Origin of the sequence: uncultured Helicobacter sp. (assembly GCF_947367035.1) — a bacterium.
GTDB lineage: Bacteria > Campylobacterota > Campylobacteria > Campylobacterales > Helicobacteraceae > Helicobacter_D.
Genome location: NZ_CANBCA010000013.1, coordinates 1 through 12,257, shown reverse-complemented (window position 1 = coordinate 12,257; position 12,257 = coordinate 1). Strand labels below are relative to the sequence as shown.

18 protein-coding genes are annotated in these 12,257 nt (G+C 32.8%); 6 read left to right on the top strand and 12 right to left on the bottom strand.

What is annotated here, in order from left to right; translation table 11 throughout:
* Window positions 1–15: 15 nt before the first annotated feature.
* The 6 genes from dut to Q0Y61_RS05635 form a co-directional block, all read right to left on the bottom strand.
* Window positions 16–447: a dUTP diphosphatase gene (gene dut, locus Q0Y61_RS05660; RefSeq protein WP_297812703.1), complete on the bottom strand. Its 432-nt coding sequence runs from the start codon at window positions 445–447 to the stop codon at window positions 16–18.
* Window positions 448–456: 9 nt separating this feature from the next.
* Window positions 457–936, bottom strand: a complete 480-nt coding sequence (gene greA, locus Q0Y61_RS05655; protein WP_297812700.1) for a transcription elongation factor GreA — start codon at window positions 934–936, stop codon at window positions 457–459.
* Between the two features lie 71 nt (window positions 937–1,007).
* Window positions 1,008–2,234 carry a lipid-A-disaccharide synthase gene (gene lpxB, locus Q0Y61_RS05650; RefSeq protein ID WP_297812697.1) on the bottom strand — a complete coding sequence of 409 codons (1,227 nt, stop codon included), beginning with the start codon at window positions 2,232–2,234 and terminating at the stop codon, window positions 1,008–1,010.
* Between the two features lie 37 nt (window positions 2,235–2,271).
* Window positions 2,272–2,901 carry a hypothetical protein gene (locus Q0Y61_RS05645; protein ID WP_297812694.1) on the bottom strand — a complete coding sequence of 210 codons (630 nt, stop codon included), beginning with the start codon at window positions 2,899–2,901 and terminating at the stop codon, window positions 2,272–2,274.
* Window positions 2,901–3,509 carry an NUDIX hydrolase gene (locus tag Q0Y61_RS05640; RefSeq protein WP_297812689.1) on the bottom strand — a complete coding sequence of 203 codons (609 nt, stop codon included), beginning with the start codon at window positions 3,507–3,509 and terminating at the stop codon, window positions 2,901–2,903. The genes Q0Y61_RS05645 and Q0Y61_RS05640 overlap by 1 nt, the downstream gene beginning before the upstream one ends.
* Entirely contained in the window at window positions 3,509–4,744 is a 1,236-nt protein-coding gene (locus tag Q0Y61_RS05635; protein ID WP_297812686.1) for a peptidoglycan DD-metalloendopeptidase family protein, read from the bottom strand. The genes Q0Y61_RS05640 and Q0Y61_RS05635 overlap by 1 nt, the downstream gene beginning before the upstream one ends.
* A 203-nt stretch (window positions 4,745–4,947) precedes the next feature.
* On the opposite strand from Q0Y61_RS05635, the gene Q0Y61_RS05630 reads away from it, so the two are divergent.
* The 5 genes from Q0Y61_RS05630 to Q0Y61_RS05610 are packed head-to-tail and all read left to right on the top strand — an operon-like array spanning window position 4,948 to window position 8,041.
* Entirely contained in the window at window positions 4,948–5,142 is a 195-nt protein-coding gene (locus tag Q0Y61_RS05630) for a hypothetical protein (protein WP_297812683.1), read from the top strand.
* 52 nt (window positions 5,143–5,194) lie between these two features.
* The gene (locus tag Q0Y61_RS05625; RefSeq protein ID WP_297812680.1) at window positions 5,195–5,440 is read left to right on the top strand and encodes a flagellar biosynthesis anti-sigma factor FlgM; all 246 of its coding nucleotides are present in this window, start codon (window positions 5,195–5,197) and stop codon (window positions 5,438–5,440) included.
* A 29-nt stretch (window positions 5,441–5,469) separates the two neighbouring features.
* Window positions 5,470–5,925 (top strand): hypothetical protein, encoded by a 456-nt coding sequence (locus tag Q0Y61_RS05620; RefSeq protein ID WP_297812677.1) that lies wholly within the window; start codon window positions 5,470–5,472, stop codon window positions 5,923–5,925.
* A gap of 11 nt (window positions 5,926–5,936) precedes the next feature.
* Window positions 5,937–7,763, top strand: a complete 1,827-nt coding sequence (gene flgK, locus Q0Y61_RS05615) for a flagellar hook-associated protein FlgK (RefSeq protein WP_297812674.1) — start codon at window positions 5,937–5,939, stop codon at window positions 7,761–7,763.
* A 20-nt stretch (window positions 7,764–7,783) separates the two neighbouring features.
* On the top strand, window positions 7,784–8,041 hold the full coding sequence (locus tag Q0Y61_RS05610; RefSeq protein WP_297812671.1) for a DUF5131 family protein: 258 nt from the start codon (window positions 7,784–7,786) through the stop codon (window positions 8,039–8,041).
* Between the two features lie 8 nt (window positions 8,042–8,049).
* Here the strand turns inward: Q0Y61_RS05610 and Q0Y61_RS05605 are convergent, their stop codons facing one another.
* Both Q0Y61_RS05605 and Q0Y61_RS05600 read right to left on the bottom strand, forming a co-directional pair.
* Complete coding sequence (locus Q0Y61_RS05605) at window positions 8,050–8,748, bottom strand: response regulator (RefSeq protein WP_297812668.1); 699 nt, start codon at window positions 8,746–8,748, stop codon at window positions 8,050–8,052.
* A 75-nt stretch (window positions 8,749–8,823) separates the two neighbouring features.
* Window positions 8,824–9,126: a DUF2325 domain-containing protein gene (locus Q0Y61_RS05600; protein WP_297812665.1), complete on the bottom strand. Its 303-nt coding sequence runs from the start codon at window positions 9,124–9,126 to the stop codon at window positions 8,824–8,826.
* 161 nt (window positions 9,127–9,287) lie between these two features.
* On the opposite strand from Q0Y61_RS05600, the gene Q0Y61_RS05595 reads away from it, so the two are divergent.
* Window positions 9,288–9,743, top strand: a complete 456-nt coding sequence (locus Q0Y61_RS05595; RefSeq protein WP_297812661.1) for a Fur family transcriptional regulator — start codon at window positions 9,288–9,290, stop codon at window positions 9,741–9,743.
* 7 nt (window positions 9,744–9,750) lie between these two features.
* Here the strand turns inward: Q0Y61_RS05595 and Q0Y61_RS05590 are convergent, their stop codons facing one another.
* The 4 genes from Q0Y61_RS05590 to Q0Y61_RS05575 all read right to left on the bottom strand — a co-directional run bounded on the left by Q0Y61_RS05590 (window position 9,751) and on the right by Q0Y61_RS05575 (window position 12,057).
* Window positions 9,751–10,575, bottom strand: coding sequence for a M15 family metallopeptidase (locus Q0Y61_RS05590; protein ID WP_297812658.1), 825 nt, complete (start codon window positions 10,573–10,575; stop codon window positions 9,751–9,753).
* On the bottom strand, window positions 10,565–10,813 hold the full coding sequence (locus tag Q0Y61_RS05585) for a DUF493 domain-containing protein (RefSeq protein ID WP_297812655.1): 249 nt from the start codon (window positions 10,811–10,813) through the stop codon (window positions 10,565–10,567). Before Q0Y61_RS05585 ends, Q0Y61_RS05590 begins: the two co-directional genes overlap by 11 nt.
* On the bottom strand, window positions 10,814–11,209 hold the full coding sequence (locus Q0Y61_RS05580) for a YbgC/FadM family acyl-CoA thioesterase (protein WP_297812652.1): 396 nt from the start codon (window positions 11,207–11,209) through the stop codon (window positions 10,814–10,816). It abuts the gene before it with no gap.
* Between the two features lie 95 nt (window positions 11,210–11,304).
* Window positions 11,305–12,057, bottom strand: a complete 753-nt coding sequence (locus Q0Y61_RS05575) for an A24 family peptidase (RefSeq protein ID WP_297812649.1) — start codon at window positions 12,055–12,057, stop codon at window positions 11,305–11,307.
* Between the last annotated feature and the right edge of the window lie 200 nt (window positions 12,058–12,257).

Below are 12,257 nucleotides of genomic sequence, written 5' to 3'. Positions count from 1 at the left end.
TAGTGATTTGTAATTTTATTTTCCTGTGCTTCCAAATCCACCTTTACCGCGTTTGGTTTCATCTAACTCTTGAATAACTTTAATATTAGCTTTTTTAACCTTACAAAACACGGCTTGTGCGATTCTATCGCCTTTATTTATTTTGAATGCTTCTTCGCCCAAATTAATCACAATCACTTTGATTTCACCACGATAATCTGAATCAATCGTTCCGGGTGAATTTAAAATCGTGATTCCATATTTTAATGCTAATCCACTTCTTGGACGAATTTGTATTTCATAGTTTTTTGGGAAACTAAAGCTAAGTCCTGTTGGAATTAAAGCCCACTTACCTCTTTCTAAGGTCAGATTTTCGCTTGCACAAAGGTCAAATCCCGCAGCTTCTTCGCTTTGATAGTTTGGAATAATAGCGTTTGGGGTCAATTTTTTAATTTTTAGTATTGCCACAAGAAAACCTTAAAATTGAATTGGTTTATAGGATATTTCCAAGATTTCATAATCTACGCGTCCTTTTGGTAGATTCATACTGACTTCCTCTCCCGCAACTTTTCCTAAAAGTTGTTTTGCTAGAGGAGAATGGTAAGAAATTAAACCTTTTTCCGGATTACTTTCTGTTGCTCCAACAATTGTATAAGTGAAAGTTTTTTCTGTATCCAAATCTTCTAATTTAATCGTTGAACCAAAGCTAATTTTGTTGTGTTCCAAGCTTGATGGGTCAATCACTCTCGCGTCCGCAACAAGTTGTGTTAGTTCATTAATACGAGCGTCCAAAAAGAGCTGACGCTCCCTCGCTGCGTGATATTCCGCGTTTTCCTTGAGGTCGCCGTGTTCTCTTGCAGTGTCAATTTCAATAATATTTTTTGGTCGTTCAACTTCCTTGAGATTTTTAAGTTCAGTGATTAACTTGTCATAACCATATTTGGTCATAGGCTCCATATTTGATTCCCTTTATAGATAAAATACTTTTGGATATAGTAGAAAAAAGAGTGTTAAAAAGCCCTTTATTTTTACAAATTTTTCATAAAATTTTGTATTTTTTTTACACAAGATTCTGCACTTCCGTGAGCTAAATAGCTAAATAAAATCTTTTTCTGTTCAAAAAAATGTTTGTAATTAAAAGAATCATAAGCTTTTTTGAGATTTTCTATGCTCACTTGCTCTTGTAAAAATTCTGGGTGGATTGGAAAAATGGTAGGATTTGGATTATTTTTGGGCGCTTTAAAATAATAAAATTCTAAAAAAATATTTGCTAGACCTATGTAATTGAGCTTCACTAAAGCTCTAGCAATGCAATAATCTAAAGGTTTTGCTTTATAAGTTAAAATAGTTGGAATCCCAAGCAGAGTAGATTCTAGGGTTGCTGTGCCACTACATACAAAAGCAAATTCGCTTGTTTGTAATCCTAGATAAGTATCAAAAGAGAGTTCAAATGCACTTATATCGCCATAAATTTTGCTTAAATCATCATTTTTAAAGGCTTTTGGGATAATTAAAATTGGATTTTTACCTTGAGATTTTAGGTATTTAGCAAGTTGGTTGAAGATTGGGAAAAGTGAGCGAATCTCACTCTTACGAGAACCAGGCATAAAAGCAATATTGTGTGTGTTTTGTGGTGTATCAAAAGAGTAAGGAATTGCATCAAGAAGTGGGTGTCCCATATAGGTAATAAGAGCGGAGTTTGGATAAAAATCTTTTTCAAAAGGCAAGATACCCCACAACTCATCGCAAATTTCACTCAAGATTTGCGCACGTTTAGGTTTCCAAGCCCAAACTTGTGGCAAGATATAATAAATAATACGAGGTTTTTTTTGGGATTTTGTTTTATCAAGAAGCTTACGAATCGTTTGAATAAGCGGAATATTAAAAGAGGAGGAATCCATAAAAAGTGCAATGTCGCATTTAAGGGAAATTTGAGCTAGTTCTTGTTTGAGTTGGAAAAACTTTGGAATTCGTTTGAGGACATCAACAAAGCCCATAATGCGGAAATATTCAGGGTTATAAGTGCTTTGAAAGTTGTTTATAGTGTTGGAATTAAGTTGTTTTGAATCTGTCTGATTATTATTTGTCTTGTAAGCATTTTGCGATTCTATTAGGATTTGATTTAATAATGTGCTATCAAAGATTCCATAAAGAGTAAAAGAAATTTGTAATTTTTGTAGGGATTTTAATAGATTAGCTAAGTGGAGATTGGCAGAATATTCTATGGCAGAGACAAAAAGGTTTAATGTTTTCATAGAACTACTTTCAAATAAATGTTAAAATTTAGGAGCTTTATATTTTTTCATTAGACGTTTTAGAATCATTGGGTGATTTTCGTAAATTTTGAATCTTTGAATCTAGTTTTGAAATTTCTAGGTTCATCTCTTTAATCTTAGATTTTATTTTGATGAGCAAGTCAAAAAGTGTGTGAGCGGATTCTAAAGTTACATATTCTTTGGCAGGATTGGCTAGTAAGCGTTGGTGTTTTTGGTAAGAAACTTCTAGTTTTTGTAAAGCTTTTGGGGGCGAAAGCTGGTCTTTTTGAAATAATTCTTCTATGGATTTTAAAATCTTTTTTAAAGTTTGATATTGTGTTGTTAGAGATTTAGAATCTAGAATGTCTGAAAGATAGGATTGATTGTCATTGAGTTTTAAGGATTCAAGTTCTTGCTTTTTGATTGTAATTTCTTCTTCTAACGTCTTATTGTTTTGTTCTAAATCTTTGTTTTCTGCTAGCAATAGTGCGTTTCTAGCGGAGATGTCATTAAAGGATTCCATTAAAGAAGCTTTATCTTTTTTGAGGGCATCAAATTCTTCATTAAAACGTTTTTTTTCTTCTTCAAAAATCGTGTAAATTTGCCAAGATTCTTTAATTTCGTCTAGTTTTTTAGTGAGTTCTTGAAGTGTAGAATAATTTTGCATTAACAATCCTTGAAATTTTCAAAAAACCAAAGAAAAGCAAACATAATGCCTGAAGTTTTTGGATAAGATTCATCTAAGATAAAGTTATGCGCTTTTTTTCTAGGGATAAACATAACTTCAATATTTTCATCTTCTATACCACCTCCTTCATTTTGGCGACAAGATTCATCAATGGTGGCGAAAAAAAGCGTTTGTTTGCTGCCTGCAAAACCAACAGAACTATAAAATTCAGTGATTTTATTAATATTTTCTAATGGAATTGCATAGCCACATTCTTCTAGGATTTCTTCTTGTGCGATTTCTTTAAGAGACTTCCCTTTTTTGTCTGTAATGCCTGCGCAAAGCTCAAAAGTGTAGCCTAATTCAACTTTTAGATTGGGAGTTTTACGGATGCTTTCTTTGAGATAAACTGCAGGGCGGAATTGCTTAACTACCACGAAAGATTCTTTTGGTTTATGGTAGAGCAAAATTGCTACACTATCGTGTGCTTCAATAATATCCCAACTACGTTCTTTGCCATTTTCGCGAAAAAGCATACGCTTGGGTTTAATATACTTAGAATCGTGGCAACTACAAAAGCGAATATTAGAAATATCTTTAGGTTGCATTAGTTTAAATTCTTATTCTCTACGCTAAGATAAACAATATAACCGCCTTGTAGTTTTTTAAATGGTGTTTGGTTATCTACCCCTTCTGCTAAAGCGGTATTTAAAATTTTTTGATAGACTTTTGCGGTGGCTAAAAACCCTTCTTTTTCTTTGCCTTTAAGTATTGAATGAGCAATTTTTAAGTGTTTTACAGGATTAACTGCACTACCATTTTTATAAAGTCCGAAGTGTAAATGTGGTCCTGTGCTAAGACCTGTGCTACCCACAGTGCCAATTTGTTTTCCTTGTGCAACATTGACTCCTGTGCGGATTCTGCGGTCAATTTTTTGCATATGCGCATAGAGTGTTTTGTAGCCATTTTCGTGCTGGATAATTACGGTTTTGCCATAGCCACCTTTTGTTCCTGCAAAGATTACTCTGCCTTTTCCTGCTGCACGAATAGGCGTATGGCGCGGCGCGGCATAATCTGTTCCTAAATGCGGGCGTTTATACCCTAGAATCGGGTGTTTGCGTCCCATAGAAAAGTGAGAAGAGATGCGCTTATAGTGTAATGGGATAGTTAGTAAATATTTACTTAAATTATTTCCTTTTAAATCGTAAAATTGCCCATCTTCGTGGCGGACAACGTATTTGGAGCGTTTGCCAACATTTAAAATAGAAGCTTTAATGTTAGGAGAACCAAAGTTTTTTCCTAAACGATATTTGCGTTCATAAATAATTGCTAGTTTATCGTTCTTTCGCACTTCACGGCGAAAATTTACACTTCCCTTATAAGCGTGGGTAAAATCACTTGCTAAAAATTTATCCCCTGTTAATTTGACAATATCATTATAGGGTGAATTTTCAACCGAGAGAGTGATTGTGCGTTCTTCTGTAAAATAAGATACAGGAATTGCTCGCATACTATAAGAGTCGTCTTGTTTAAAGATATGAAGTTGAGAGTTTTCATTAATAGGAATAAGTGCTTGAAGAAGTTTGGAATCCTCATAAAGTGTGTAAAAAGTGCTACCACTGATAATTTCATCTGCCAACTCTTTATCTTCAGGAACTAAATCGTAATAAACTTTTAAAGGAATCTTGTTTTTTTCAAAAAAAGTGAGAAGAGTTTGTCCTTGTTCCCATTGGGACTCTTGAACTTCGGCGGCACTAGCACTTAATAAGCCCAAAGTAAAGATATAAAAAGTTTTTAAAGAATTTTTAAGAAATGCTTGCTTAATGAGTTGAATAAATTGCATAAATTTGTCCCCCTATTTTATATAGTTTAAGTGGATTAATTGTTTTAGAGAAAAAGGATTATAGCACAAAAGGTGCATTTTGCTATAAAAAATACGAATTTTTTTAAATTTTATTAAAAATAAAATTTTGCTATACTTGTAAATATATTTTTGCATTTTAAATAAAAAGCATTCTTTGAATTAAAATTAATAAGGAGTAAGGAATGAAAGATTGGTTTGTGCCGTCAATGGGATTTGGACTCTTTGTTTATTTTATGCTGTTTGTGATTTTATATGCAATTAAAATCGGAGGTCCTGATGTCCCATTATATGGTGATGGTCAGCAAATTGCTCCGCCAAAGTCTGATACAGAGAAGTTTTTACAAGATGTTTCAAAAAGTGTCCGTGAGTCATTTTAGTTTTTTAAAAAATAGCCGATATAATAGAAACATTTTTTAGAAAGGAGAATTTATGATTAGTCATTTGATGAATAATTCGGTTTTTTCAAGTGCAATTAATCAAGCAAACAATAAAAATACTTCGCAGATTAATAATGCTAAAAATGAATCAATCAATGAAAAAACCCAAACAGATAAAAGTGGCAAGACTTCTAATAGCTCTAGATTAGAAGAAATTAAATCTGCAATTCAAAATAGGACTTATAAATTAGATTTAAAGGAGAGTGCTGAAAAGTTGGCACAAGAATTGCTTAGATAAGAGATAAGTCTAATTTTAGGAGTTATCTCATGTCCTTGCAGTTTTTAAAAGATGCTTTAGAGGATATTAAAGCACTCATTGCAATCACGGAACAAGATATTGCAGATATTAAAATCGCAAATAATGAAGCTATTTTTTCAAGAGTTCCACAAAAAGAAGAATTAGTTGCATCTTTTATACGAAAAAAAGAAGCCTATGCTAAAAGCATTGAAGAACGTTTGCACACAGAGTATCCCAATGCAAGTTTAGAGGATTTAACCTATGAAGATAAGCAAAAGCTATTAGGAGAAGGTGCTAGCGAATGCACTGCGGAACTCCACGACCAACTAGAAATCTTAAAAAATCTTAACTATCGTTTTGGCAAAATGTCTTTAGCCGTTTCTGAATTTTATACCTCACTTTTAGGAAAAATTATCCCTATTGAAGAGCGTGGTTATAAAAAGCAATCTTTGGGCAATGCGTCCTTTTTGCATACTGAAGTTTAAAGGAGTAGGCTATGGGCGGATTACTTTCATCACTTAATACTCCATATACAGGTTTAACCGGACACCAAGTTATGGTGGATACCACTAGCAACAACATTGCAAATGCAAATAATGAATTCTATTCAAGACAAGTGGTTAGAAGTTCAGCACAAACTCCACTTTGGAAGCAAAATTATGCTTTAGGACAAGGGCTAAATATTATGACGGTAGAGCGTGTGCATGACGAATACACTTATATGCGCTATAAAAAAGCAACTTCAGAGAAAACTTATTATGATACAAGTTTTGCTGGACTTAGGGAAGCTTCCTCTTATTATCCCGAAATTGATGGAGTAGGAATTTACAATGATTTGCAAAATTATTTCAATGCGTGGAAAGATTTATCCACTAAAGCAGGCGACCCAGCGCAAAAAATCGCATTAGCAGAACAAGCCAATACGCTTTCTAAAAATATTCAAGAAACACGAAAATCGTTGGTTTATTTACAACAACGATTAAATGATGAAGTCAAAGTTGCAGTTGAGGAAGTGAATCGTCTAGCAGAGCAAATATCAATTATTAATAAACAAATCAATGAATATGAAAATCAAGATTTGTTTAGGAAAGCAAACGATTTACGTGATTTACGAGACCAATATGAGTTTGAAATTAATAATTTAATTGGTTGTAGCGTGTTTAAAGAAGAAGTTAAAGGTAGTGCGTGTGTGAATAAAAATATCGCAGATTTTGATGAGGATTATACTCTAACCATTGGAGGTAGATCTATTGTTGATGGCGATTCTTTCCACCCATTAACATTAGATAATTCTCAAAATGCAAGTGGAATTTATACGATTAAGTATTTGCGTAGAGACCACAAAGAATATAATTTGACAAACACTCTCAATGAAGGAAAGGTGGGAGCTCTCTTGGATTTGATTCGCACAGAAGATGTGCTAAATTGCAACGGAACTTTAGGAAAGTTGCAAGTTTATATTAACGATCTGGATACCTTTGCAAATGGAATTATTGAAGCAACCAATAATATTTATGCTCAATGCTCTCAATTAGGCGCACGTAGTGATAAACTTTATATTAATACGCAAGATGCTCTAACAACTAGCGGTTATAATGTGCGTGAAGGAAGTTTTAAAGTTGTAATGTATGATAAGCAAGGTAATGAATTAGGCGCACGTGAAGTCAAAATAGATAATCTTACTAATATGCAGAGCATTATTGACCAACTCAATGCTAATAATGATGATAATTTAGATGGCAATGCTTTAAACGACTTTGATGATAGATTCCAAGCAACTTATAATAATGATACACAAACTTTTGCTATTGTTTCTAAAAATCCATCAGAAGAAATTTATATTTCTATTCAAGATAATGGCACAAACTTTGCTGGTGCATTTGGTATTAATCGTTTCTTTGATGGCAATGATGCGAGTAATATAGAGTTGGCTAGAGCTTATCGTGATGACCCAACTTTGATTCGTGCTTATCGTGAGGCGGTAAATGGTAACTTTGAAGTGGCAAATATGATGCAGCAACTTCAATACGATAAAATTACTTTCACGGATTATTACGGAGAAGAACGTTCCGAAACCATTAGTGATTATTTTCGCTATATTGCTGGTAAGGTTGCCTCTCAAACAGAAGGGACTCAAGTAACGCAAGAAACTAAAGAGGCAGTGTATAATTCCACTAAGAAAGAATATAAAGCAATTTCAGAAGTTTCCGTAGATGATGAATTAGTGAATCTTATTAAATTCCAAACAGGTTATAGTGCTAATGCTAAAATGATTTCAGCCATTGATGAGATGATTACGACACTTTTAGGGATTAAACAATAGATTTTACTAAGGATTTCTTGTTGCCCAAGTTACCTTATTTGGATTCTAGTAAGATTGCAGAAATTAGTGTAGGTGGAGAGTCTAGGTTGAATGCTAGAGTGTGTGATTTTGCTTGGGTAGTTTCTTTGCAAGAGCAAGCAAAACTTGCGGGGATTAGGTTTCATTTTCATCAAACAGGTGCAAATTTCTTAAAAGATTCTAAATTTTATCGGATTCCAAAAAAGCAAATCTTGATTGGATTGTGCCAAGTTAAATTGAAAATTTATTTTAAATATTAAGCATTATTTTATTCTGACAAAACACGATTTAATTTATAGCCTAGTCGGGAATGATTACGGATAAGGTCGTGATAGGTTTTGCGACGAATGCTATTTACGTGCATACGCAAAGAATCCATTGTCATTTGCTGACCTTTCCAAATTTTTTGATGAAATTCTTCATAAGTTACGGGATAATTATCTGCATTAATAAGCAAATCTAAAATGCGACATTCCCTATCGGTTAGTTCAAAAACTGCAAAACCTTTTAAAATAGACTTATCTCGCCTACGATAAAAGATTCCTTGCCCCAAGTCCACTGTTTGTTCCTTGTGTAATTGCTTATTGATTCCAAGTAATAACACAAATAATTCTTCTAAATCCACTGCTTTTTTAATGAGTGAGCAGGCGTTAAGTTTAATCATCTCATTAATTTTTTCCTCATCACTATAAGCAGTCATAAAGATAACAGGAACATTCGGATTAGTTTTTCGCATTGTTTTTACCATCGTGATTCCATCTATTTTACCTTCTAAATTTATATCTGTAATTACAATATCAATGACATTATTTTTAAAATGTTTTAAGCCAATTTCACCCTTTTTGGCAGTTAGAATCTTGCGACAACGTCTTTCTAGTGGAATCCTTAGCAAATCTAATGCGATAGGGTCATCTTCTACAATAAGAATCGTTAGATTACCAAGGGGTTCAAGCAGAGTAGATAACATTCTTATCCTTAAATTAATATAAAATATAATTTTTAGGATAATTCTATAAAAATAAAAGTAAAACAACAATAAAAACTATTGACAAGGACAATTTTTATTATCAAATGTTTTCATAAATTCACAATATAAGCAACTTACACTTCGTTTTGCACAAACAACAGGAATTGTTTTCTTTTTTGCTTCTGTGCGAAACTTTTTCATTGTGTTGTGGTTTAAAAAATTAGTAAGCATAACCAAGCAATCAATATTTTGAGGTAAAACTTTGTGATTGATACTTTCTTTTCTGCAATCCCAATGTGTTATGGATTGACAACCCAAGTTTTTTAATACCGCTTTAATTGGTGTAATTTCATCTCCACCGATTACTAAAACAGACATTCCAACTCCTTATAAAATATTTAAGTTTTATTGATAAAATGATAATTAATATCAACTTAATATAATATAAAAATGATTCTTATTTTATATTTGATTTATTTTATAATATTTTGCTACAATTAGCTTAATTTTACTGCATAAACTACACAAAGGATCCCATAATGAAAAAATACAAAGAATCTCTTAAGACTATTTTAGATAGATTGCATTTGTCTATTAAAAAAAATAATCTTAAAAATTCTAAACAACGAGAGTTTATACTCAAAGCACTTTATGAAGATGGCGGACATTTGAGTCCCGAAGATATTTTTGGAATCATTCGTAAAACTTGTGCTAATACAAGTATTTCCTCTATTTATCGCATTCTTTCATTTCTTGAAAAAGAGGGATTTATCAGTTCTATTGAAGTGGATAAAAGTGGAAAACGTTATGAAATTGCAAGTGGTTTGCATCATGACCATATCATTTGTGTGGAGTGTGGCAAAATTGAAGAATTTTGCAATAATGAGATTGAAAACCTTCAAATAGAAGTTACGAATTCTTATAATGCTAAACCCGTAGGACACGATATGTTGCTTTATGTTGTATGTCAAAAATGTCTTCAATATGTCATCTAAAGAGGGTTTAAAGTTTTGAAATTTCTCTAGCATAGCATAAAATTTCTGGGCGATATTCAAAATGCATTGTGTCATAGTGCCACCAACGCCCACCCCAAATAAAATTCTCCCTTTCAAAAGATTCAATAATCTCCAATGGAATCATAGCAATAGACTTGGAATCGCTTTCCAAGTGATTTTTTAAATCCCATAGCCAATAACGCGAATTTGAGACATTAATATCTATTGCGATTCCAAAACTATGCGCACTTAGATTGGGAGAATTAGCAATTTTGCGCCATTTGAAAGTGCCTCCAATATTATTTAAGTAAATTTTGAGATTCGGATTAGATTTAATGTGTTTTGCTAAGTGATTTCGGACGCGCTCTAATGCGTCATAAGCACCATTTTGTGTGTTAAATAATATTTCTGTGCCATCTAACCATACAAGAGATTTTAAATGTTGTTTGACTTCTGCTTCATTTGCTCCATAGATGCTAAAAAAAAGTGAAATATCACGAATCCTAGAACTATCTTGATAGGGCATTTTGGCAAAATTCCCAAGTGGATAAGGAAAAGCAAAGGAATCTGCTAAATTTGGATTCTTTAGGGCATTTTGATAAGCAAGTTTAGTGGATAGATTGGTATCTTTTGGCTCAAGATCCCAACTCAAAGCCTGGTTGTTATGGAATCTTAAGATATTTTGTGAATCAATTTCTAGTCCATTATAGTGTTTTAGTAAGCAGTGTGTAGCAATTTGTGGATTAAATTTTGGAATCTCAAGATTTTGCGATTCTGCATTAAGGAAAACTTGAGTAATCAAAAGGCTTGAAAAAATAGCTTTAAAGGACAAATTTTATCCTTGAATCGTGATAAAGTTTTGCAAAGATTGTATCACGTTCTTCTTGGCTAGACACAACTATTTCTATGTTAATACTATGATATTTGCCTTTACTGCTTTCTTTGGCGGGCGAATGGATAAATTCTTTGTCTATAAGCTCTAGTGCAGCGAGATATAATTCTTCTTTGCTGTTACCGATAATGCGATAATGCCAAGTGCAAGGATATTGGATTTTTTGTTTTTGTTCCATTTAATAGCCTTTTAAGGTATCAAAAATTGTTTGTGCCCATTGTGGGATTTTAGTGATTTTTTTGGTTTTTGAATCCATACAAACGAGTGTAATTGTAGCAGAAAAAATTTTTTTAGGAATTTCAAAATTGGTTAAATAAATCGTTTGTAAAAGTTGTAAAGAAGCTGATTTTTGTCCTATGATTTGTGTTTGAACTTCCAATAAATCACCAAGTTTTGCTGGATAATCAAAGCAAATTTGCATTTCTTTAACCACAAATCCGATTCCATTTTGCAAAGGCGCAATTCCAGATTTAAAAAATGCCTCACTACGAGCACGTTCGCAGTATTTTAGATAGTTTGAATGATAAACGATTCCTCCACAATCTGTATCTTCATAATACACTCTAATTCGCATACAATTTTCCTTTAATTTGTTTTGTCTTCAATAATTTATTGTAAATTTATTTTTTTAAAATCGTGTTGAATCCTGTTAGGAAAATCAACAAATTTTCAAAATAATCCAAAGAATTGGCAGAGAATCACACAAATAAATCCAAAAAACAAAAAAGGAACAAAAGGAATCTGAAGTGCTTGATAATCTCTAAATTTTAAGAATAATAAAGTCAAAAGTGCTGTGGTTGAACCAAAAAAGATTGCTAGAATACCTCCAAATCCTCCAAGTCCTGCACCAAGCGTGCCAAAAACAATAATATCCCCTTCACCTAAGACTTCTTTGTTTGTAATGCTTCCTAAAAATAGTCTTAAGAAACTTGCAAACCCCATAAAGCAAGTGGCAAATAATAGGGATTCCGCCCAAGAGATACCAAGCAAATTTGGAGGCAATGTTGCCGCACCATAGCTTATGCCAAATGCCAAATTTAAGAAATTTAAACTATTTGGAATCGCTAGAAATTCCCAATCAATCACGCTTAAGACATAAAAACACAGCAGAAGCCCAAAAAGAAGAATGCCAAAAATCCCAAGCCACGCGTAGCAAGAAACTGCCAAGATTCCGCCTAAAACTTCACTTAAGAAATAATAAAATGGAATCTTAAGATTGCAATAGCGACACTTTGCTAAATACAAAAGATAAGAAAGTAGAGGAATCTTGTCTCTCCATTTGAGTCTTGTTTGACAATGTGGGCAGAAAGAATCAGGAAATACTAGATTTAAAGAGCGTGGAATACGGTAGATTAAGACATTTGCAAAAGAGCCAAAACTAAGCCCAAAACAAAAAATCAAAACCCCTTCAAGCCATCCCATAAATCATACTCTTTTTACTACAATTTTACCTAAATTTCATAAGATTTTTGCAGATTCTCTCAACTTTGTAAAGAAGTGGTAGGGGAAAAATAAAGCAAAAACTTCTAATGTTTTCTATGAAAAAAGTAAATCAATTTTTATCTTGAAAGGAGGAGACTTAAGAGCAGATTAAAATTAAATTTCTTAAAATGCAATTAAAC